This is a genomic window from Streptomyces sp. NPDC006476, assembly GCF_040612015.1.
Classification (GTDB): Bacteria; Actinomycetota; Actinomycetes; order Streptomycetales; family Streptomycetaceae; genus Streptomyces; species Streptomyces griseorubiginosus_B.
Genome location: NZ_JBEXPK010000018.1, coordinates 66,521 through 88,672, shown reverse-complemented (window position 1 = coordinate 88,672; position 22,152 = coordinate 66,521). Strand labels below are relative to the sequence as shown.

The following is a 22,152-nucleotide window of genomic DNA, read 5'->3' as shown; positions in this document are numbered from 1 at the left end:
AGCGGAGATGGTGGAGTCGGTCCGCTGCTTCGGGCGGGCAGCGCAGGATGAGGGCGATGGCGTCGCCGAGGAGGGTGAGGGCGGCGGCCGCGTATCCAGCGGTGCGCAGGTCGGGGACGAGATCCGGGCCGGTGGTGCGGATGTCCGCGTTGGCGATGGCGACCAGGATCGCCGGGCCCCGGCAGAGCCGATCTGCTCCTGTTCCGGTTGCTGTGGCCGGTGCAGCGGCTGTGCGAAGGCCAGTTGGCCGACTTACGCACCACCACTTCGCAGACCGCTCCCCCCGTGGCGGTACGGTATGCGGCAGTCGATCGCGTGTTCTGTGATCGCTGACCATCAAGGGGGTTTTAATGAAGCACCGTCGTCCGCGCCCGCCTCGTAGAACGATCGCCAGAGCGGTCGGTTCAGCAGGTGCGCTGGCCGTCGCGCTGGGCGTGGGCATATCACCGGCCATGGCCGCCGAGAAGACGTCCGACAAGCCTGCGGCCACTGGGGTCTCGCCCGATGAGCCCGACGGGAACACGGCCTGGGCGCCCGAGAACGACGCGGCTGCGCTGTCCGCCAAGACCGCGCACACTGAGGCTCTCGCATCCAGCCGCACGACCGCGGCCGCTCTGCAGCTCAAGATGCCCACGCCGACGGGGTCGAACAGCGTCGGCATGGTCGGTCTGCATCTCGTCGACAACTCCCGCACTGATCCGTACGTGCCCGGCACGAAGCGCGAGTTGATGGTCTCGCTCTGGTATCCGGCCACGGCCACGTCGGGGCACTACCAGGCACCGTGGATGCCGTCGATCTCCGGCGCCCACTTCCTCGCGACACGCGGTCTGTCGCCGCAGCAGGTGACTCTGCCGAAAACCGCAGGTCACGTCCTGGCTCCGGTGAAGACCTCGCTCGGCAAGCTGCCCGTCCTGCTGTACTCGACCGGGCTGCACTCGGACCGTGCGATGGGCACCGCGCTAGCCCAGGATCTCGCCAGCCGCGGCTACCTCGTCGTCACCGTCGACCACACCCATGACGCCAACGAGGTGCAGTTCCCCGGCAACCGGCTGGAGCTCAACAGGATGCCAGCGGGCACCCACTCCTCCGACACGCTCAAGGTGCGCGCGGCCGACATCAAGTTTGTCATCAACCAGCTCGGCAAGATCAGCACGGGTGGCAACCCGGACGCCGGCCACGCGACGCTCCCCACCGGGTTGAAGCAATCGGTGGACATGTCCCGTATCGGGATGTTCGGCTGGTCGCTGGGCGGCGCGGCGGTCGACACCGCCATGCAACTCGACCACCGCATCGCCGCCGGCGCCAACTTGGACGGTCAGTTCTTCGGAACGGCTCCGAGCAAGGACCTGGACCGGCCCTTCATGCTCTTCAGCTCTGGCAGCCACAACCGGAACAATGACGCGTCGTGGCGCACGCTGTGGTCGCATCTGAAGGGTTACCGGGTCGACATCAAGCTCCATGGTGCCGCCCACCAGTCGTTCAGCGACAACGCGTGGATGGTGCCCCAGGAGGCGGGTCTGCTCAGGCTCTCCCAGGCTCAGCTGCAGCAGATGTACGGCACGATCGACCCGAAGCGGTCAGTCCTGGTCCAGTCGACCTATCTCGCCGCCTTCTTCGACCAGACGCTGCGTCACAAGCACAGCACGCTGCTCGACGGGCCCTCCAGCAAGTACCCTGAGATTTCTTTCGTCCGCTGACCGGACGGCCGCCCGGGACGCCGAAGGGCCGGACTTGTCCGCAGGCCCGCCCTTCGACGCGTCGGGGCGGCGGCCCCGTGTGTGTCGCGTCACCCCGCCCCCGTTAACTTGGACGATACGGGGCGGAAGTGTGATGGTTATGTGACCGCAGGGCGCTAAATTGTTCACCCTATTGAACGTCTGGGCGCTTGACGCCAGTTGAGGAAGGATCCACTCCTCTGTCCTCCGCACCTCGTGCGCCGCGTCGGCACCGCATACGTCGCCGCGCCGATATGCCGATTCTCGGCGGGGTGCGCCCGCCGATAGCCGCGTTTGTGGCGCTTTTGCTGGCGGTCGCCGCCCTGACCGTGATCAGCCTCGACTCTGTCCGCAGCGGGCGTGTTCCGCAGGCGGTGCTGGACGAGGAGCAGCAGATCGCCGCGGACACCGCCCTGGCGACGCGCACCGCGATCGATGCTGAGGCGAGCACGGTACGCAGTGCAGCCAACGCGTATCCGGCGACGAGCACGTCGACCCCCGTGACCACGCTCAAGGCCCTCACCTCCGCCCGGAAGACCGTCCTCGGCAGCGTGCTGCTCGACCGGCGGACCGGCCAACTGCTCGCGGCCAGCGGCAGGGTGGTGCCGCTGGCCGGACTCGACGGCGCCAGGAAGGCATCCGCGAAAGGGGCGGTTCCGCCTCGTCTGGTGACATCGGCAGGCACGCGGCAACTGCTGTACTTCGCCAAAGTCGCGCTGCCCGCACAGCAGGACCCCGACCAGGACCAGGCTCCGAACGGAACGGACCGGCAGTGGCTGCTGGTGGTGTCCGAGCCCGTACCCACCCCCACGACGTACGGTCAAGGCCGCACCGCCGAAGTGCTGGACGCCAGTGGCACGGCGATCGCGCGCACGGCCCACGGCACGGTGTCGCCCGCTGCCGCCGACAGCACTCTGGTCGCAGCGGTGACTCGCGCGGCTCATGGAGCGGGGCGTGACACCGATGGTTCGGGCAGCCTGCTGCGTGCCACTGCGGGCGGCCGGAGCACCGTGGCGGGCTGGGCCCAGGTCGCCTCGGTGACGGGCCCGGGCGACACCGACGACCTCGGCCTGCTCGTCCTCACCGCGAGCCCGGCCCCGGCCCCGACTCCGGCCGCCGACTACTCGCGCTTCGCGTTCGGGGCCGCCGCGGCGCTGGTCGGAGTCGCGCTGCTGCTCGGGCTGGCCCTGCACTTCGGCGTGCAACGGCCGCTTCTGCGGCTGTATCTTTCCGCCGGGCGTCTGGCCCGCGGCGCCACCGGGGACGGGCCGACCGCGTGGTCGGAACTGTCCCGGCCGGTCCCGGTGCATGGCTTCGGGGAACTGGCCCGTATCGGGCGGGCGCTGGACTCACTGCGCCGGCAACTGCTCGGCGAGACCGGTCCGCAGGATTTACCGGCCCGGCGCGGACCGGGCTACCGGGCGCTGGCGGTGGTCGGCGTGCTCGTGGTGGCCTGCTGGTCGGTCCCGATGATCTTCCTGCTGAACCGGGCCGACTCCGCGACCGCGGTTCCCGCCGGGGTCCTCGCGGACCATCAGGCACGCACCGAGATGGCCACGAACCGGATACGGCAGTCCCTCGACCATTCCTACACGGATCTCAGTGACGCAGCCGCCAGCCTTGGCGGAAGCCGGGCCGCTCAGACCGAGGTTCTGCGGCGGTCCCTCGCCGCGCACAAGCAGTACCGCTCGATGTACCTCCTGAACCGCTCGGGCGAGATCACGCTGCGGGTCGGCGAGACACCGCTGCGCACCCTCGTCCACGTGCCCTCCGGCGGCGGGATCACCAACGTCAACACTTCCGGTCGGATCCCGGTGATCGCCGCTTACGCCCAGGTCCGGTCCGGCAAGGCCAAGGCCTCGGGGACCGGGGTCGTCCTGTTCGGAGAAATCGACGTGAAGGCTCTCAACTCCCTTCTGCCCAGGCCGAAGCTGGGCAGCGTCTGGGTGACGGACCGCGACGACAAGGTGCTGGCGGCGAGCGTGGGCTACCAAGCCTTCCAGTCACTGCCCGCCGCCGAACTGACCCGTCTCGCGCGCGCCACCCAGGGCACTCCGGGTACACCGGGCACCGCGACCTCGGCGGTGCGTCTCACCTCCTCCGGTCCGTCGATCGACGCGGCCGCGCCGCTGGCCAAGAGCGGTCCGACCGCTCGTCTTGGCTGGCACGTGGTCGCCGAGGAGCCGGCGGCCGCTCTCCAGATCCCCGCAGTACAGGCCCAGCAGCACACCATGCTCGCCGGGATCCTCGGCCTGACCATGGGCGCGGCGTGTCTGGGCTGGCTCCATGTCGTGGTGATCCGACCGCTGTGCGCGGTCGCCGTGCTCGTCGAGCGGCTCGCCGGCGGAGACCGCCGTACCGTGCTGCACCCGGTCAACCACGACGAGATCGGCTCGGTCACCCGCAGCCTGGAACTGATACGCCAGACCCTGGCCGAACGCGACCGGGCTGCCAGATCGAGCCAGACCGCCGGGCCCTCCCGGCCCCTGCGTGCGAACACTCTCCAGCGGTAGAAGGACGGAATAGGCGTGCTCTTCCTCTATGTCGTCGTTCTGCTGTGCTGTGCCGGGCTGTGGCTCGCCGGAATCCTCGAGCAGCGGCGGCACTTCGCCTCGCTGGAGCAGATTCCGACGCGAGTGCTGGTCAACGGTATCCGCGGCAAGAGTTCGATCACCCGGCTGTGTGCGGGCGCCCTGCGCGGCGGCGGCCTGGTCACGGTGGCCAAGACCACCGGCACCGCGGCCCGGTTCATCCATCCGGATGCCACCGAGGAGCCGGTGTACCGCAAGTTCGGCATCTCCAACATCGTCGAGCAGATCGGCATCGTACGGCGGGCGGCGACCTACCGGCCGGACGCCCTGGTGATCGAGTGCATGGCGGTGATGCCGGCGCTGCAGGAGACCAACCAGGAGAAGCTGATCCGTTCCACGATCGGCGTGCTCTGCAACGTCCGCGAGGACCATCTGGAGGAGATGGGACCGACGTTGGACGACGTCGCCCGCTCCCTCTCCCGCTCGATGCCGGTGGGCGGGGTGTGCGTGACGGCGGAGAAGGACCGGCTGCACATCCTCCAGGAGGAGGCCGACAAGCGGAACTGCCGGCTGATCGCGGTCGATCCCGAGACGGTGACCGACGCCGAACTGCGCGGCTTCAGCTGGTTCACCTTCAAGGAGAACGTGGCGATCGCACTCGCCGTAGCCGAACTGCTGGGCGTGGAGCGGCAGACCGCGATGCAGGGCATGTGGGACGCGCCGCCCGACCCGGGTGTGCTGTCCGTGGAGCGCTACGTCACCCCCGAGGGCAAGCGGCTACGGTTCGCCAACGTGTTCGCAGCGAACGACCCCGAGTCGACGCTGATGAACGTGAAGCAGCTCGAGGACCTGGGCGCGATCAGACGGCCCCTCAGCGTGGTCATCAACTGCCGGCCGGACCGGGTCGAGCGCAATGGGCAGATGGGCACGATCATCCCGGAACTCGGCGCCGAGACGGTGTTCCTCATCGGCCACCCGACCAAGAGCGCCCGGGACGCGATTCCGGCAGGCTTCACCGGGCGGGTGGTGGATCTCGGCGGCGACCGCCGGGACCCCGAGGAACTGACGACGGCGATCCTCGCCGAACTCGACCCGGTCTCCTCGCTGGTGGCGATCGGCAATATCCACGGCCAGGGCGAGTTGTTCCTGGAATGTCTCGCGGAATTGCCGCTGGACGAGTCCGAGGCCGTGTTCGACGCCGTTCCGGACGGGGACGGCCTGGACCAGGAGACCATGCAGATCGCCCTGCCCCGGCCGCGGGTCTCCGTGGCAAGGCCGCCCGAGCCGGAGCCGTACAGGTGGGTCGCGCCGCTGGACTCGCCGACGCAGACCATCCGTATCCCTGAACAACGCGATCCAGCCCGCCGTCTCGCCGCCCGCCAGGGCCAGCCTGTCGAGCAGACGCACAAGGACGACTCGTACTCCTCCCACGCCCCGTATCACCCCGACGAGCTGCACCACTCCTACGATCCGCCCCAGTCCACGAGGAACCCGTGATCCCCGCCAACCTCAACGCACAGACCGCCGCACTCGGGATCGCCCTCGGGCTGGTCTTCTCGCTCGTCTGCTATCTGACCACCAACCTCTCTCCCGGAGGGATGATCACCCCCGGCTGGATCGCCCTCACGCTCGTCACCAACGTGGAGATGGCCGGGCTCATGGTCGCTGTGGCGGCGCTCACGTACTTCATGACCAAGCTGCTGCAGCGCACGGTGATTCTCTACGGCAAACGGCTGTTCGCCGCCGTGGTGCTGTGCGCCGTGCTGATGCAGACCACCGTGATGCTCGCCCTCAGCCACGAGTTCCCGTTGCTCTACACCTCACAGACCCTCGGCTTCATCGTTCCCGGCCTGGTCTCGTACCAGATGGTCCGGCAGCCGCTCGCGGCCACGGTCATCTCGACCACCGCGGTGACGCTGGCCACCTACGTGGTACTGATCTCCGGCCTGTTGATGGGCGCGCTGCCCACGGGCTGACCGGCCCACCACCCACCCACCGCACCCCTTCCAGGAGGATCGGCCATGCACTCCCAACCCGTCCGCAGACGGAGCAACCCGACCCGTCGCGCCGTGTTCCGCACGATCGCGGGCGTGGCCGTCGCCGGTGCGGCCGGCGGGTACGCCTGGAACCGCCTCGGGCACGGCGGCGACAACGACGGCGGCACGGTCGCCGACGGCGCGGGCTCCGGTTCCAGCTCCCGGCCCACCGGCCCCCACACCTTCGAGCGGCTGTCCGCCCCCAGCCGCACAGTGGTCCGCGCGAGCGACGGCAATACTCTCGCCACCTTCACGGACGGCGCCCGAACGGCCGTACTCACCGGGCCGACCCGCACCTTCAGCGAGCCACGGACCACCGAGGCCACGGTGACCACGGACGCCTGGGTGCGCCTACTGCCGCAACCGTGGCAGCGGGGCATGGAGAAATCCGCGTCGTTCAAGAGCTGGTTCGACAAGGCGCTCGGTGACGACAGCCCCGACGTCTTCGCGGTGGCCTTCCAGTACAGCAGCGCCGGCGCACCCGACAAGCGCAACGCCAAGGGCGTGCGCTACGCGGGCACCGCGCACTTCGGCCCACGCAACTCCACGGTCAAGAACCCGCTGGACTTCGCCTACTACGACGAGAAGTCGGATTTCTACGACTATCTGGGCATCGACTGGACCTTCCCGGACGGCACGCGCGTGCAGCCGGAGCAGGCCCGCTACGGCGATGTCGACTGCTCCGGCTTCCAGCGTCTGGTGTGGGGGTACCGCATGGGCATCCCCATGCACAACACCAATACCTCGGGTGTCGGTCTGCCGCGCCGCGCCTACGCCATCGCCGCCCACGGTCCCGGCCGCACGGTGATTCCCCACACCGGCACGAAGCAGGCCACCGACCTGGACGTCCTGCAACCCGGCGATCTGGTCTTCTTCGCCATCATCAAGGACAAGCCCGACTTCATCGACCACGTCGGCATGTACATGGGTCTCGACGACCAGGGACGGCACCGCTTCTACTCCAGCCGCTCCGCCGCCAACGGCCCGACCCTGGGCGACCTGTCGGGCCACGCGCTGCTGGACGGCACCGACTTCTACGCCCGCGGATTCCGGGCGGCCCGCCGCCTGTGACCCCGTCGGCCATGACCGCACCACTGGTGCACCGCCGCTCCACCTGACCTGCCGATCCGAGGACCACCGCCATGACCGCCATCCCCGCCGTCCAGCCCACCGGCTCGCACCGGGGCCGCCGTGCGGCGAACCGTCGTTCCGGCCTGCCCGAAGGCACCCCCCGCTGGGAGCGTCCCGCGCTCGCCGCGGTCCTGGCCGTCGCCGCGCTGCTGTACTCCTGGGGCATCGGTCACGCCGCCCTGCACCCCTTCTACGGTGCGGCGATACGCTCGATGGCCGACGGCTGGCGCGCGTTCTTCTTCGGCGGGCTCGACGCCAGCGGTTCGATCAGCATCGACAAGCTGCCCGGCGCCTTCTGGCCCGACGCCGTCTCCGTCTGGCTCTTCGGCCCGTACACCTGGGCGGCCGCGCTGCCGCAGGTCGTCGAGGGCGTGCTCACCGTATGGCTGCTGCACCGGATCGTACGGGCCTGGGCCGGCCCGTTCGCCGCGCTGATCGCCGCGCTGGTGCTCACCCTCACTCCGGTCACCGTGGCGCTCACCCGTGCCACCATCCCGGACACCGCGCTCACGCTGCTCCTGGTGGCGGCTGCCGGGGCGCTGCAGAAGGCGTTGCGCACCGAGCGACTGCTGCCGGTGATCACTTGCGGGCTCTGGGTGGGACTCGCCTTCCAGGCGAAGATGCTGCAGGCGTGGCTGGTGCTGCCGGTCTTCGCCGTCGTGTACCAACTCGCCTCCCCCGGCAGGCCGTTGCACCGGGCCGTGCGCCTCGTCGTGGGCGCCGCCGTCGCGCTGGCGGTCTCCTGCTCGTGGATGCTGATCGCCTCGGTGACACCGGTGTCCAGCCGCCCGTACCTCGACGGCACGTCCGACAACAACCCGTTCGCCCTGGTCTTCGGCTACAACGGCCTGAGCCGCTTCACCAGCGATCCCACCGCCTTCGGGGCCGTCGCGGGCACAGCCGCCAGCCGCACCACCGGCAACACCGGCTGGGACATGCTCATCAACCACACGGTGGGCCCGCAGGTCGCCTGGTTCCTGCCGCTCGCCGTGCTCGCCGCGATCCTGGGCGTCGTCCGGCGGACCGGACGACCGCGAACCGACCCGCAACGCGCGGGATTTCTGCTGTGGGGCGGCTGGCTGGCCATGCACACCGTGGTGTTCAGCATCTCGAACGGCAACCACGCCTACTACACCGCCGTCATCGCTCCGGCACTGGCCGCGCTGGCGGGCGGCGGCCTCGCCCTCTTCCGCTCGGAGTACGAGGCGAAGCACCACCCCGACGCACAGCACGAGGCGGCCGACCGATGGCACACGGCGCTGCCGGCGGCGATCGCTTTCACCACCGCGTGGGCGCTGGTGATCGACTGGCCCACCCGGTTCGTGTCCTGGCTGCTGCCGATCGCCGTGATGCTCGCCCTGTGCGGCGTCGTGGGACTGTGGAGCCGAGGGCCGCGCACCTCCCCACGGAGGATCAACGCCGCCCTGGCCGCAGGGATCGCGGCCACCCTGGTCGTGCCGGCGGGGTGGGCCCTCTCCAGCCTCAACCCTCTCTACGCGGGCGCCACCACATCGCCGATGGCCGGCCCCGTAGGCAAGTCGTACTTCGAACATCCCCGCCACGCTCCGCGGAGAAAGGGACTGGGCCAGCCCAGCGCCCGCGACAGGGCCCTGCTCGACTACCTCACCACCCACCGCCACGGGGAGAAGTACCTGCTCGCCACCCAGGCCGCGTACACCGCCGAGCCCCTCCTGCGCGCGAAGTCCGAGCCCATCCTCGTCATGGGTGGCTTCACCGGCAAAACCCCCTTCCCGACCGCCCAGCAGCTCGCCGACCTGGTCACCGCCCGTGAGGTCCGCTATGCGCTGCTCACCACCCAGCGCCCCAGCACTCCGGCCACCGCCTGGGTGAAGTCCCACTGCACCCGCATCAGGCCTGCCGCGTACGGCCGTCGCACCGACGGCAGCTTCGCGCTCTACGACTGCACCCCGCACAAGTGAGCCGACATCGTCGCGCCCGTCTCCGCCACCTCGCGCAGCGACGGCGCGCCGTGTCTTGGGGATCTCTTCGCGGCCATCCGGCGGACGTGGGAGTAACCGACGTGAGTCAGCCCTTGACCGCCGAGCCGGCGACGCCTTGGACGAACCACCGCTGGAAGAACGCGAAGACGATCAGGACGGGGCAGGACGAGGACGACGCCAGTTCACACGCCCTCCCGACGCTGTGACCTGCCTGCTTCTCCGCCTCGATGAACGGGTGCACCGTCACCGGGTCTCCTTGGCGAAGGGAGCCGTGGCCCGCCTGAGGATCTCCACGTCCTCCCGCAGCCGGCGGGTTCTCCCGCCGCGACTGGGCCAGTTCCTCGCGTTCACTGCTGGTCAGCCCATCACGCTCGCCGTTGTCGACCTCGGCCTGCCTGACCCAGTCGGGCACCGCGGTCTCGGTCCGGTCGAAGTCCTTGGCGACCTGACCAACTGAGCGGTCTCCGCGCCCGCACAACTCAACGATCTCGACCTTGAACTCCGGCGTGAACGAGCGGCGAGGACGCGGCTTCTTCTTCCCTAGATCTCCATGATGGACATCATCCTTCCGGGGCCGAAGCCCCTGATCTTCAATGTCCCTCAAAGCGAATCACGCTCAGTCTTCGGCGGCGCGTGCTGCACTCGGGACTTCCCTGTCGAGCGCTACGTGCGCGAGGCCAAGTCATGCCGATCTTCGAGGGCAGCAACCAGATCCAGGTCCCGGTCGTCAGCCCCGGACCGATCCGCTGCCTCACCGACCGCCATCCCACTACGTCCTGCGCGCCGCGCCCCACGACTCCCGGGCATGAAACTCGGCGCCGGCGCCGGCGCCGGTCCATCATGGTGCGGTGAACAATGCGGGGAACCCTGGCGCGAGCCAGGGCTTGCGCCCCCAGGCGAGGACCTTGCCACGGGCGATGGCACCGATGGCACTGCGCCTGCCCAATGCGAGCAAGAAGAACGTGATCGGGTCTATCAAGATCGTGCAGTCCGGACGACGCGGGGGCTCGGCATGTACGGCCAACGCGCCGTTGGTGAACGTCACCGTTAGCCGGGAGAGGCCGCGCAACCTCAGCTCGTAACAGGCACTATGACCAGCAGTCGCTCGTGCATCGACGACACGGTCCATCGCAGTGATCAGAAACGGCATCGCCAAAGCGACCCTGTCACGGTCGACCATGTGTGGTCGACCGAGTGCCACCGCGATGTCATAGCCGTGCCCAAGCATATGGGTCAGTAGGTAGGAGCTAAGAGTCCCCAAGTCCATGGGCCCCAGCGGTGTCACCGTGGGTGTGTCCGCCGACCGCAGGCCGGCCGCCTCTGTGAATGCCCTCGCATGCTCCACGACGCCGCCCGCCAGGACGGATGTGTCGCGTTCGGGGAAGGAAATCAGCGAGGCCGCGTTGGCCGCCGCAAGTCCCCCTGGTGTGCCGTCGCCGTAAACCTGCTCATGCCCTGCGGCAAGTGCAGCCATCAACTTGTTGGCCAGGAGCAGATGCGCCGCGGACTCTCCAACCGTCCACTCAGCCCCAGGAATAGGCACCGTGGCATCCTCACACAAACGGAGCAACCCGGCTATCTCCTCGGCTACGACACAAATGGCTTCGGGCAGCCGCAATCGCGTGGCAGCCTCACGATGAGGGGCAGTCATAGATGGGAAGGGTGGACCAACGCTTCCCATCTGTCCAGGTACACCGATCAGCGCCCGGGGAACCCGGATGAAGGGACAACGAGAACCTCGGCAGCTGCCTCGGTCGGCGGAACGACTCGAGCATGCCCGTTGACCCGGCACCCGCACCCCGTGCCTTGGAGAGTGGTTCGTACTCGATCGGGGTGCGGTAGCCCGATGCTGAGTGGCGCCGCTGTCGGTTGTGGAAGACTTCGATGTACTCGAAGATCGCGTTCGCAAACTCGCACCGGTTCTTCCGCCGTTGCGGTTCAACAGCTCGATCTGCATCGAGGACCAGAACGCCTCCATCATCGCGTTGTCCAGGCCGTTTCCGAGCGTGCCGAACGATGGCAGGAGCCCGGCGGAGCGGATCCTTTCCCCGAGCCCCAGGGGGAGGTGATCCCTTGACCACGAAAGTGGAGTCCTGTCTGGAGTCGATCGACCAGCCCACAATCCTCCGGCTGAACGCGTCCGGGATTGGCGTGGTGAGATCACCGTTCCGGGAGACGGTGCACGCGGCTTCGCCTCCAGGAGGCGACGGAACCGAGCGATGTGCGAATAGACCGAAGCGCGGGCCTCGGCGGGCGGATGCTCGCCCCACAGCCGGTCCACCAGCAGGCCGACCGGGACCGGCAGTCGAAAGTCCGTCATCCAACCCGTCTGCTCGGTCCACTTCATCACCTGGGGTGCGGATCCATCACAGCAGGCGCGTACAGGTCGGACAAGGTTTCGACAAGGTCGCGACAAGGTCGGTAATCCACCATCCGTGCACGCACCGCCGAGGGGCCGGCCCGAGACGTGTTCTCCGCCGGAAGGATCACTCACGGGAAAGGACCATGAATGAACGTCACAACACGCACAGCCCGCAGGACTCTGAGTGTGACCGTCGTCGCCGCCACGGTGGCGGCCCTGGGCCTGTTGGCACCGAGTTCGGCCGAAGCCGCCGCGAGTGACTGCCCTTCCGGCAGCCTGTGCGTCTGGGACCAAATCAACTACACGGGCAACCGCTGCAGTTGGAGCAACGCCGACAGCGACTGGACCAGCGGCTCCGTGAGGTGTTCATGGGCCGACGACCGCAACGTCAAGTCGGTCTACAACCACGGGACTTCTTCCTCGTACGAGGGGGTCGGCCTCTATTCCGGAACGGGCTACTCGGGGTATCTCGGCTGCATAGGACAGGGCGTGAAGGGCCCTGGCGTCAGCGGCGGCCCCGGCCTCAAGGTGCTGTCCCACAAGTGGCTCGCCAGCTGCTGAGTCCGGACGCCGGAGAGGGTGGGCACGGCACGGGCCGAGCGCCCGGTGGGGCCGTCAAAGGGAGCGGCCCCACCGTAGCCGATGCAGATCATGACGGTCACGGGCACCCGGCGCTGAGGGAGCCTGCTGCCGCAGTACAGGCCATCCGATCCGACTCTCTGTCTGCTGCATCTGCTGCACATCCCGTATAGGGGTCTTCCGCCTTGGGGCGACCGCATAACCCCCAGCCCAGTTGGTCTGCCCCCGGCCAGCTGGGTTTGCCCTCAGGGGATGGGTCGTCCCGCTTCTGTGCCTCAGCAACATTCACCGCAACGGAGGGAGCCAGCATGATCACGAAGAAGACATGGGCGGGGTGGGCGGCGTCCGCTGCCGTCGGCACGTTGGTGGCAAGTGCCCCACCCGCGTCCGCCGAACCGACCTTGCACGGATGCGTCTATCCGCGAGTCTGCTTCTACCAGACGGAAGCCCAGTACACGGCCGGCAGTCCCACGGCCGCCTACCAGGATCCGGACTACAACCAGACGCTCGGTCCCAGGAGCAAAGGGGCCGACGTGGTCTACAACTCGCGCAACGACGACACGGTCCTGCTGCGCATAGGCAGTACCAGCACCGCCTTCTGCCTGGACCCGAACAGCACGGTCCACAACGACGCGTCCGTCACGGTGACCGCCATCCGCATCCGGTCCAACCCGGCGACGTGCAGCAGCATTTTCGTGACATGGCCGTCGAGCTGACAGTGGCAAGACCTGCCGCACGGTGCGGGTCGCTCACCCGTTGCCGCCGGCGCGACGTCGTACCCACCAAGAGATCCAACCAGTGAAAACAAGCGAAGGGGGATGCATCATGTCTTACAGAAAGCAGGCTTCGGTGGCGAAGAGGCTGGCCGTCGTGGCCGTATCGGCCGCCGCCGCCCTCGTCGGCTTCTCGGCCATCCCTGCCCAGGCGCTGTCCTACGACCTGAGCACCACCGGCGCGGCGGGCAGGGTCACCTATGTCGGAAACAGTGACTGGTCGCTCCACGCCCACGACCCACTCACCGACGGACACTGCGCTCGCTATCAGGTGAAGGACACCGACGACACCAGCTGGCGCTGGTACGGCGACATGGTCTGCACCTCAACCGATCAGTATGTGACGGGAGCCCGCACATCGTGGTCGGTGCGAATCTGTCGCACCGGGGTAGGGAACTGCTCTGCCGCAGTCAAGCTGTGACCAGCACTTTTCGCCTGCGTGCACTTGGCAGGCCGTAGGGTGCCCTGCCATGGCTGCGACCAGGGCAGGGCACCTGGCACGTCATCGTGCCCGCCGCCAACCTGGCCTGCCGACGGGCACGATGACGTGCCAGGCCAGGCGCCGGCCGGCACACCGCGCAGGTGCCGCGAACACGGCAACCTGCACGGTTCCGAAGACTCACATGTACGGAAACCGCTTCTCGTCGCGCCCCGTTGGCGGACGGCGATGGCGTTGGCCAGGCCGACCGTCCCGACCGGGGTCAGGCATGCGACCACAGGGCGGGCAGTCCGGAGCCTGTGCCGGTCTCCCTGGACGACGGACGGCGTTCCGGGCTGACGGGCGTCAGGTGGCGTTGATCCACCTGACGACGTCACACGGACATGTTCTTGCGCAGCGCGTCCAGGCTCTTGCGCACCGGTGCGTACGAAAGGCCGAAAGTGGCCCAGGCACCTTTGCCCGGACGGTACTTGAGCGCCGCCAACAGCAAGTGCTCGGTGCCGAGCCGACTGTCGCCGATCTCCGCCATCTCCGTGGCCGCGCCCTCCAACAGACCCGCGTGTTCCTGGCTCGGGCGGATGTCCTCCGCCGACACACGCGACACCGGTGGAATCATCTGTCGGCTGCGGTTGACGGCGAATTCATGGAAAGCCGCCAGATCCACTCCGTTCGCGATCAGCAGGGCCGAGAACGTGGAATCGTCCTGCGCACTGAGAACGGTGAGCAGATGAATGGTGAATAATTCGGGACTGCGCTGCGCGGCGGCGAGTTCGCTCGCCGACCGCACGGCAGCCGCCATGCGGTCGGTGTACTGGACCTGCATGAGTGATTCCCCTCTTACGGATGAACTCGATCCGATTTCATTTGTCCGAGTTGGCCCGCCGTCTTCCGGGACTTGCCTGAAGTCACCTCACACAATTGTGACTTGACGGAGCAAACGGCCAGTGAAACCGACGCCGACCGTTTCGACGTCACCCGCGCCACACGGAGCGAGCACCTGTCCTTCGGCCACGGCGTCCACTACTGCCTGGGAGCCCAACTGGCCCGCCTGGAGGCGTCCATCGCCCTGTCGGCCCTCTTCACCCGTTACCCGGACCTGAACGCGGCCGTACCCATGGCCGAACTGCGCCCCCTGGAGTCCTTCATATCCAACGGCCATCGGGAGGTGCCTGCTCGGCTGGGCGCTGTGTGAACCAACCCATGTGAGCCGGCCGACGGGGCGGGCGTAGGCGGGCGGTTCCCTCCGGGGCGCGCTCCACGTCACCGGCGGTCCGGGGCACTGGAGCGCCGGTCGCACGGCGGTGGCGAGTACGGCCGGCACGGCGGACCAGCGGCCGTGCCGCCAATCGATCCTCCCCTGGTGTTCGGCACGGTCCATACCCTGGAATCAGGACCTCCCAGCGGCGTAATTCGTAGGCATCAGCAAGCCATGACCATGTATCAGCGATCGAGCGGCTTGTAGTCGAACCAGTCGAAGTGAATGGATCCGGCTGATGCGAACATCCCGAGGACTCGGCCGGTGAAACCGCCGGCGACCTCCGTGGAGAGGTACTTCCCGTCGAGCGAGGTGAGTACGACGAAGGTGCCGTCCGGTTCCTCGATGCCGATGGTGACGGTATCGGGACCGGTGCGTGCGTCGTTCAGTGTGTCGATGGCGGCCACGTCGACGCGCAGGACGACGGGTCCGGGCGGCACTGGTCGGGACGCCACGATGGTACTCAAGGGGCCGATACGGGCACCGACCCGAACCTCACCTGACGTGGCCTCGATGTCGTAGTGGTGCTGTTCGTCGAGGCGAACGGCCAAACCGCCACGCCCTTCCGCCACATCGACCAGAGCGCGCACCTGGCAGGAGGCGTGCTGCTGCCGGCGGCCGACGAACGTCACATCGGTGTCGTCCAGGGACACGCCGCGGGCGCGGAGCGTGAGCCAGCCGGGCCGTTCCTTGGTGGTGCAGTACTCAGCGGGTCGACGGCGCAGCGAGACCCAGTGCGGGGCGAGTTCGCTCAGGTCGAAGTCGTCCCGGAGGGGCGTGACGGGGCCCGGTTGGAGGGGCCACGGGGGTGCGGGGGCCTCGAGAGACAACTCACCGACGACCGGCCAGCCGTCCGCCCACTCGACCGGCACCAGGAACGTCTCCCGGCCCAGGACGTGCCAGCCGGGGGTACCGCCGCCCGGCCGCACCCCGAGCAGCACCATCCACCAAGAACCATCGGGCCCCTGGACCAGATCCGCGTGCCCGGTGTTCTGGATGGGGTCATCGGTGCCACGGTGGGTGAGGATCGGGTTGGCCGGGCAGGGTTCGAACGGACCCTCGGGCGTGTGGCCGCGGGCGATCGACACGCTGTGGCAGCGCTCGGTCCCGCCCTCGGCAATCATGAGGTACCAGTAGTCGCCGATGTGGTAGAGGTGCGGGGCCTCCGGCGCCTTGGCGCCGGGCGATCCGGACCACACCTTGTAGTCGGGGCCGAGGGTCTCCCCGGTGTACGGGTCGAGGCGGACCTGTCCCACACCGGCCACGGTGCACCAGCAGTTGCCGTGCTCGTCCCATGCCAGATCCGGATCGATGCCCGGGACTCCGGGCAGCGGAACCGGGTCGGACCAGGGGCCCGCCGGATCGGTGGCCGTGAACAGCATGTTGCCGTCACCGCTGACGTTCGTGACGATCAGCCAGAACCGGCCGTCGTGGTGGCGCAGGGTGGGTGCGTAAATCCCTCCCGAGGAGGGCGAGTCCAGCGGCAGCCGCAGCTGACCGGGACGGTCCAGCGCGTTGCCGATCTGCGTCCAGTGCACCAGGTCCCGGCTGTGGAAGACGGGCACACCGGGGAAGTACTCGAAGCTGGAGCACGCGAGGTAGTAGTCCTCACCGACCCGGCAGATGCTCGGATCGGGGTGAAAGCCGGGAATCACGGGGTTGTTGAAGGTGGTGGTGCCCGTCTCGGCCAAGCTCGACACCCTGATCGCGTCCTTTCAGTGGTTCACGGATCTTTCACGGACCGGCGGTTCAGCGGGCCGGGCGGAGTTGCAGGACCACGATCGAGTAGGCCGGCACGGTCTGCCGGGTGGCGCTGCCGGTGGTGGCGGAGCCGATCGACATGGCGTTCTTGCGGTACGAGTACACGGTCGGCGTGGCAGACGACGGGATGAACCCGCCGTAGGACAGGGTGACCGTGGCGTCGTTGACCGGGTCCTTGTTGATGAGCAGGACGCTCACGTCACCGTTCGCCCGGCGCACGGCGTGAGCGGACACCGACGACGTCGAACTGGCGGTCCGGACGAGCCTGTCGCCCGGTGCGCCCAGCTTGGTGATCATCTGGACGCCGTAGTACGGAGGGAAGGGCGTGTTCAGTGGCGGCTCGCAGGAGGCGCCACTGGAGAGGATTCCTCCGTCGTCGTAGTCGCTGGCGCCCTCCACCGTGGTCACGTGGCTGCAGTCGGTGCCGTTGTGGAGGTTCCACCAGTCGAGGGTGAAGGCCCCTTGCTCCATCCACGTCAGGTACTCGTCCGGCGCGAACAGCCCGTTCGGGGAGGTGTCCTTGTAGGCGTTGGCGTTGGCCTCGGTCACCGCGATGCCCACGTTGGGGGCGTTTCTCCCGGCGTACTGATTGATCAGTGAGCGCAGGGTCGTGGCCATGCCGGGGATTTCGGCCTGGGGTTTGCCGAGCAGGTCGGCCTGGCTGTTGCCGTTCGGGTAGTGGTGCACGACGACGAAGTCGATCTTCGAGGCGGCGATCGAGAGGACCGTGTGGTTCCAGTCCGTCGTGTCGCCGGGGCCGGTGATGCCGTCGGGCCAGGCTCCCGGGGTGGTGAGGACGGCACCGAGCTTGATGGTCGGGTCCACTGCCTTCATCGCGTTGGCGTACTGCACGAGGTTGGTGGCGTACGTCGTGGCGGTCTTGCTGGTGTGGTGGTCGGTCTCCCAGGTGGCGCCGTAGAGGCCGTTGCCATAGACCTCGTTGCCGATCTCCCAGTACTTGACCCCGTAGCCCTTGGTCACGTTGGCATACCGCACCCAGCCGGCCGCCTCCTCGGGCGTACCCGAGCCGTAGTTGGCGGTGATGATCGGCTGCGCTCCGGTGGCGCGTACCGTACCCATGAAGGTGTCGAAGTCGGTGTTCGGGGCGACGTATCCGCCCTCGACCGTGTGTGTCTGCCAGTGGTAGCCGTCGGCGTAACTGCCGCCCGGGTAACGGACCATGCCGACGCCGGCGTCCTTGAGCAGCCTGGGAACGGCCGCGTGATTCATGTTGCCGTCGTAGACGGCAACACTCATACCGACGCCGGTGGCCGGGATGTTCGCCAGCGTACGACCGGCGTCCACCGACACCGAGGCGGCGATCGCGGCTGGGGCGGCCTCGGCCGGCGGGGTGGCCGTGATCGAGCCGGCCGTGGCAAGCAACACAGCCGCGACCAGCCCGGCGAGGCGTGCGCCCTGTCCCCGGATCGACCTCCGCATGAGTTCCTCCAGCGTGCTGACGACCGAGGCGGGTGTACTCGCGCACCACGGTCAGGGCCCGGCGCACACCTGGCAAGTACCGTGACCCAGACTCGAAACTTTCGCTGCTTTTTGCTGAAGAATTTCTATGCCCGGAGGCCAGCGGTGGTCGGGGCAGGGATCAGCGCCGACCGTCTGGTACGTGCCGAGCGTCTGCAGCCTGTCAGCGGGGGAGATCGTCGTCGGGGTCGATCAGCAGAGCCCCGCGTCAGCCCTTCGGCGGGGCGGTGCTCTCCCGGACCGTGAGCGTCGTCGCGATCTCCAGACCGGGCTGGGGCGCCTGCTCACCGCGGCCGAGGGTGAGGGCCAGTTCGGTTGCCGCCACCGCCATCTCGGTCAGGGGCTGGTGGACGGTGGTCAGCGGCGGCTCGACCCACGCCACGACCGGGAGATCGTCGAAGCCGACGACACTCAGATCGTCCGGGATGCGCAGGCCGGCCTCCCGGGCAGCCTGGTAGACGCCGAGCGCCTGCAGGTCGTTCGCGGTGAAGATCGCCGTCGGGGGCTCGGGCAGGGACAGCAGGGAGCGCGCCGCCACGCAGCCGTCCTCACGGGTGAGGTCCGCGTGCACGACAAGGTCGGGGTCGACCGGCAGGCCGGCGGCCTGCATCGCGGAGCGGTACCCGTCGAGCCGGGCGACGCAGCACAGCACGTCCTGCGGTCCGGCGATCATCGCGATACGGCGGTGCCCTAGCTGGGTGAGGTGGCGAGTCGCGGCCCGGCCACCGGACCAGTTGGTGGCGCCCACGAACGGGACATCGTCCGGGAGCTCGGCGGTCGGGTCGAAGACGACGAACGGGATGCCCTTCTCCTTCAGCTGCTCGCGTTCCTCCGCCGAGAGCTGGGCCACAGACAGCACGCATTTCGGCCGCCGCGAAACGGTGTCGTCCCAGCTCGGCGTGGAGTCGTGCAGGCCGAACTGCGACACCATCAGCCCGACGCCGTGCTGCCGGGCCACTTCCTCGACACCGCGGATGATCTCCACCGCCCACAGGTCCTTGAGCTCACGGAACACCAGCTCCACGACGTTGTTCCGGCCGGCGCCCCCGGGCTTGCGGTAGCCGTACCGGTTGACGAGCTCTTCGATCCGGGCACGCGTGTCCGCGGACACCCCCGACTTGCCGTTGATCACCTTGGACACGGTCGGGACGGAGACTCCCGCCGACTCGGCGATGTACGCGATCGTGACCGGCCTCGACGAATTGCTCCGCCCGCTTTCCTCGCCCGCCTGTCCGGCAGCTGTGTAGTCCCCCACGGTCGCCTACCCGATCATCGAACGCCTGCCCACCGAGGACCGGTGAGCGAAAGCTGGTTGAACAACGTCACGTGGCCCTGCCGGGGCATTCTCGCATCTATCCCCCATCGAGCCTGTGGCTTCGAACACAAGGTCGTGTTCGTTTCTCTGCCGCATAGTGCGAAAGTTTCTGCGCAACCGCCTTCACCGCATACACCGGCGACTCGGTCAAGCTGACCCTGACGTCGTCAACTCTCTACACGGTGACCGACACCGCCCCTGCCCAACCAGCCCGTCGGCCGAACCCATGGACGCCGCCCGCATGGCCGGGGCCATGACTGGCAGATGCTGTGGCTGCAAGCGGTCAGGTGCGCCACGGGAAGGACGGCATCGCGCTTTGCGGACGGTCTGCGGCATCGCCCGGGCAGTCGGCCGTGAACCGGCTGCGCTCCGGTCGCGGGCTTGATCATTTCCAGACGCGGTCGAGGAAGTCGGCGACCAGCGGAGCGATCTGCGGCAGATGGGTTTCCAGGGCGAAGTGGCCGGTGTCGAAGAGGTGGAGTTCTGCGCCGGGCAGGTCGCGGAGGTAGGCGTGCGCCCCGGGCTCGGGGAAGAAGGGGTCGTTGCTTCCCCAGGCGATGAGGGTGGGCGGAGTGTGCCGGCGCAGCCACGCGTGCCAGTGTTCGTAGCGCTCGACGTTGGTGTGGTAGTCGAAGATCAGTGCCTGCTGGGCTTCCTTGCGACCGGGCAGGTCGAGGAAGTGCTGGTCGAGGGTGTAGCCGTCAGGGGCGATGAGGTCGGGGGCGGGGACTCCGGTCTCGTACTGGCTGCGGGTACCGGCGAGGGTGAGCATGCCCTGGATTACGTCCTCGACGCCCGGAGTTTGGGGGGTGAGGGCGATGAGGCCTCGGGCTGAGTCGGAGAGCCCCTCCTCGTAGGCGTTGCCGTTCTGCACGACCAGGCCCGCCATCCACTCCGGGTGGCGTTCGGCGATGCGGAAGCCGATGGGCGCTCCGAAGTCGAAGACGTACATCACGAACCGGTCAAGGCCAAGGCTCTGGATGAAGCCTTCGGTGATGTCGGCGAGCCGGTCGAAGGAGTAGCTCAAGCCGTCCGGGACCTGGGTGTGACCGAAGCCGGGGTAGTCCGGGGCGATCAGCCGGTAGCCCGAGCCGAGCGCGTCGATGAGGCCGCGGAACTGGTGGGAGCCGGACGGGAATCCGTGCAGAAGCAGCAGCGCCGGCGCGTCGGCCCGTTCCGGGACGGACTCCCGGTAGAAGACACGGACGCCGTCGACATCGATGTGCCGGTGGACGATGCGGGCGACTGTCACATCCATACTAATGCCTTTCGACGAGGATTAGGCATTAGGATTAACCCGATCTGGCTAACGTGTCAATGCGGTGTTGTACCATTAGATCTATGAGTGATCTTGTTCCGCTGACCGGAGAACCGCTGGCGCTGGACCTGGTCAACACCCTTCCTACCGCAGGCGATCTGCTCGCTGCCCCCGACGATCTGCGGCACTGGTGGGCCCTTCAGGCCGACCGTCTGCCGGACGAGGTGCCACAGACCGTCACCGCCGCGGACCTGGCTGCCGTGCGCGCCGTACGGGAGCACACCGCCCGCGCCATCGACCGCGTCCGCCGAGGCGACGAGCCCCTGGCCGCCGACCTGCACGCACTCAACCAGGCGCAGCGCGCCGCGCCGGCGATCAACCAGCTGGCGTGGAACGGGTCGGCGGTGGCCGCCACACGCCGACGCGACGGCTCACCGGGCCTGCGGCTGGCCGCCTGCCTCGCGGAGGCCGCCGCCGAACTGCTGGCAGATCCCGCGGTCACCAGAGTCCGGCAGTGCGAAGCGGACGACTGCGTCATGCTCTTCCTGGCCGCCCATCCGCGCCGCCGCTGGTGCTCCGCCACCCGATGCGGCAACCGGGTCCGCGTCTCCCGCCATTACCAGCGCACCAAGGCCAAATGACCCGAATCCCACGCCCTCGGGCCCCTTCGATCCCCAACCGCTGTCTCGGAGTCCGAGGTTCGCAGACCTGAGCGCTCCGGCCGTTCAGCGAAGCAGCCGGGAGCGTGCTGGTCGTCGGGTCCGGGCCATTGCGTCGAGGACGTGTTCTGGTGGTAGCGCTGCCGCCAGTCGCGCCAGCTCCTCGAAGATCGACATGTATGAGCCTCGGCCGGTTTCGCCGCGCAACTCCCGCTCGCGTTCCACGAACGGCCACACGGCCTGCCAGACCGAGACGATCCGGGTCCGCAAAACCGTGACCATGAGGGTTTCGTCGAGCATGTCGAACACGGCGAGGTTCGCGAAGGACTGGTAGTAATACACGACGTTGTAGAAGGCCGCCTTGGCTTCCGAGGGTAAACCCCGTACACCGCCTTCCGGATCGTGCTCTGCGCCCAGGCGCGTGCAGAGGTAGTCGTGCTGCTCGTGGAAGTCTGCCGAGCGGAACTCCTGGAGCAGGTCGACCATGACGGATATGTGGTTGGCGTGCTGCGCGGTGCGGACCTGTCGGGCGTTGAAGACGACGGAAGTCACCACTGCGACAACGGCGATACCCGTGGTGACGACATTGAAGACGACGGAACTGTCCATGCGATCACCGTATGGAGCGCTCACCCGTGGTGCATACAGGGCGTGGGACGGGTCTTGAGCGGACCGTCGGTCGCGCGTCGGCGCCAACCGGTGGTTACCGCTTGAGAGCACCAGGCCCGTTCGCTCGGCGGGCCGTGCGGCGCAGGCCGGCGGGAAGGAACTGGTGTCGGGGGCAACGAGGTCGTAGCTGGGCTTGTCGTTGCACCCCGCCTTCGCCGCGGCGATACCGGAAGACCCTCGCAGGCCTCAGCGCCGGGCGGGCACGCAAGTGCCGTGCAAGTGGGTGGCA

Annotated in this window: 18 protein-coding genes and 3 pseudogenes; 11 read left to right on the top strand and 10 right to left on the bottom strand. The window is 68.3% G+C overall.

What is annotated here, in order from left to right; genetic code table 11:
- Window positions 1–452 precede the first annotated feature (452 nt).
- From ABZZ74_RS21610 to ABZZ74_RS21585, 6 genes are all read left to right on the top strand, one after another.
- Window positions 453–1,697: a hydrolase gene (locus tag ABZZ74_RS21610; protein ID WP_356767221.1), complete on the top strand. Its 1,245-nt coding sequence runs from the start codon at window positions 453–455 to the stop codon at window positions 1,695–1,697.
- Between the two features lie 314 nt (window positions 1,698–2,011).
- Window positions 2,012–4,228 (top strand): HAMP domain-containing protein, encoded by a 2,217-nt coding sequence (locus ABZZ74_RS21605; RefSeq protein ID WP_356767219.1) that lies wholly within the window; start codon window positions 2,012–2,014, stop codon window positions 4,226–4,228.
- 15 nt (window positions 4,229–4,243) lie between these two features.
- A complete protein-coding gene (gene pgsB / locus ABZZ74_RS21600) occupies window positions 4,244–5,743 on the top strand; it encodes a poly-gamma-glutamate synthase PgsB (protein ID WP_356767217.1) in 1,500 nt (499 codons plus the stop codon).
- Window positions 5,740–6,222, top strand: a complete 483-nt coding sequence (locus ABZZ74_RS21595; RefSeq protein WP_133047809.1) for a poly-gamma-glutamate biosynthesis protein PgsC/CapC — start codon at window positions 5,740–5,742, stop codon at window positions 6,220–6,222. The genes pgsB and ABZZ74_RS21595 overlap by 4 nt, the downstream gene beginning before the upstream one ends.
- A 45-nt stretch (window positions 6,223–6,267) precedes the next feature.
- On the top strand, window positions 6,268–7,353 hold the full coding sequence (locus ABZZ74_RS21590; RefSeq protein WP_356767215.1) for an NlpC/P60 family protein: 1,086 nt from the start codon (window positions 6,268–6,270) through the stop codon (window positions 7,351–7,353).
- A gap of 71 nt (window positions 7,354–7,424) precedes the next feature.
- Window positions 7,425–9,353 carry a glycosyltransferase family 39 protein gene (locus tag ABZZ74_RS21585; protein WP_356767213.1) on the top strand — a complete coding sequence of 643 codons (1,929 nt, stop codon included), beginning with the start codon at window positions 7,425–7,427 and terminating at the stop codon, window positions 9,351–9,353.
- 106 nt (window positions 9,354–9,459) lie between these two features.
- Here the strand turns inward: ABZZ74_RS21585 and ABZZ74_RS21580 are convergent, their stop codons facing one another.
- From ABZZ74_RS21580 to ABZZ74_RS21565, 4 genes and pseudogenes are all read right to left on the bottom strand, one after another.
- Window positions 9,460–9,621 (bottom strand): hypothetical protein, encoded by a 162-nt coding sequence (locus ABZZ74_RS21580; RefSeq protein WP_356767402.1) that lies wholly within the window; start codon window positions 9,619–9,621, stop codon window positions 9,460–9,462.
- A gap of 78 nt (window positions 9,622–9,699) precedes the next feature.
- A pseudogene (locus ABZZ74_RS21575) lies at window positions 9,700–9,978 on the bottom strand (transposase); the annotation flags it as partial.
- 234 nt (window positions 9,979–10,212) lie between these two features.
- The gene (locus ABZZ74_RS21570) at window positions 10,213–11,025 is read right to left on the bottom strand and encodes a maleylpyruvate isomerase family mycothiol-dependent enzyme (RefSeq protein ID WP_356767211.1); all 813 of its coding nucleotides are present in this window, start codon (window positions 11,023–11,025) and stop codon (window positions 10,213–10,215) included.
- Window positions 11,026–11,191: 166 nt separating this feature from the next.
- Window positions 11,192–11,521, bottom strand: a pseudogene (locus tag ABZZ74_RS21565) (IS3 family transposase); the annotation flags it as partial.
- Between the two features lie 362 nt (window positions 11,522–11,883).
- Here ABZZ74_RS21565 and ABZZ74_RS21560 point away from each other — a divergent pair.
- From ABZZ74_RS21560 to ABZZ74_RS21550, 3 genes are all read left to right on the top strand, one after another.
- The gene (locus ABZZ74_RS21560) at window positions 11,884–12,297 is read left to right on the top strand and encodes a peptidase inhibitor family I36 protein (protein WP_356767209.1); all 414 of its coding nucleotides are present in this window, start codon (window positions 11,884–11,886) and stop codon (window positions 12,295–12,297) included.
- A 326-nt stretch (window positions 12,298–12,623) separates the two neighbouring features.
- Window positions 12,624–13,031 carry a hypothetical protein gene (locus tag ABZZ74_RS21555; RefSeq protein WP_356767207.1) on the top strand — a complete coding sequence of 136 codons (408 nt, stop codon included), beginning with the start codon at window positions 12,624–12,626 and terminating at the stop codon, window positions 13,029–13,031.
- Window positions 13,032–13,164: 133 nt separating this feature from the next.
- Window positions 13,165–13,509 (top strand): hypothetical protein, encoded by a 345-nt coding sequence (locus tag ABZZ74_RS21550; RefSeq protein WP_356767205.1) that lies wholly within the window; start codon window positions 13,165–13,167, stop codon window positions 13,507–13,509.
- Between the two features lie 391 nt (window positions 13,510–13,900).
- Here ABZZ74_RS21550 and ABZZ74_RS21545 read toward each other — a convergent pair whose 3' ends face one another.
- Window positions 13,901–14,350 (bottom strand): Clp protease N-terminal domain-containing protein, encoded by a 450-nt coding sequence (locus ABZZ74_RS21545; protein ID WP_356767203.1) that lies wholly within the window; start codon window positions 14,348–14,350, stop codon window positions 13,901–13,903.
- A 129-nt stretch (window positions 14,351–14,479) separates the two neighbouring features.
- Between ABZZ74_RS21545 and ABZZ74_RS21540 the strand changes: the two are divergent.
- Window positions 14,480–14,719 (top strand): annotated as a pseudogene (locus ABZZ74_RS21540) (cytochrome P450); the annotation flags it as partial.
- 248 nt (window positions 14,720–14,967) lie between these two features.
- On the opposite strand, the gene ABZZ74_RS21535 reads toward ABZZ74_RS21540, so the two are convergent.
- The 4 genes from ABZZ74_RS21535 to ABZZ74_RS21520 form a co-directional block, all read right to left on the bottom strand.
- On the bottom strand, window positions 14,968–16,482 hold the full coding sequence (locus ABZZ74_RS21535) for a glycoside hydrolase family 43 protein (protein ID WP_356767201.1): 1,515 nt from the start codon (window positions 16,480–16,482) through the stop codon (window positions 14,968–14,970).
- A 49-nt stretch (window positions 16,483–16,531) separates the two neighbouring features.
- Window positions 16,532–17,983 carry a cellulose-binding protein gene (locus ABZZ74_RS21530; protein ID WP_356767199.1) on the bottom strand — a complete coding sequence of 484 codons (1,452 nt, stop codon included), beginning with the start codon at window positions 17,981–17,983 and terminating at the stop codon, window positions 16,532–16,534.
- A gap of 247 nt (window positions 17,984–18,230) precedes the next feature.
- Window positions 18,231–19,277 carry a LacI family DNA-binding transcriptional regulator gene (locus ABZZ74_RS21525; protein ID WP_356767197.1) on the bottom strand — a complete coding sequence of 349 codons (1,047 nt, stop codon included), beginning with the start codon at window positions 19,275–19,277 and terminating at the stop codon, window positions 18,231–18,233.
- Between the two features lie 445 nt (window positions 19,278–19,722).
- Window positions 19,723–20,595, bottom strand: coding sequence for an alpha/beta hydrolase (locus ABZZ74_RS21520; protein WP_356767195.1), 873 nt, complete (start codon window positions 20,593–20,595; stop codon window positions 19,723–19,725).
- 83 nt (window positions 20,596–20,678) lie between these two features.
- On the opposite strand from ABZZ74_RS21520, the gene ABZZ74_RS21515 reads away from it, so the two are divergent.
- Entirely contained in the window at window positions 20,679–21,236 is a 558-nt protein-coding gene (locus tag ABZZ74_RS21515; protein WP_356767193.1) for an ABATE domain-containing protein, read from the top strand.
- An 84-nt stretch (window positions 21,237–21,320) separates the two neighbouring features.
- Here ABZZ74_RS21515 and ABZZ74_RS21510 read toward each other — a convergent pair whose 3' ends face one another.
- The gene (locus ABZZ74_RS21510) at window positions 21,321–21,863 is read right to left on the bottom strand and encodes a hypothetical protein (RefSeq protein ID WP_356767191.1); all 543 of its coding nucleotides are present in this window, start codon (window positions 21,861–21,863) and stop codon (window positions 21,321–21,323) included.
- Between the last annotated feature and the right edge of the window lie 289 nt (window positions 21,864–22,152).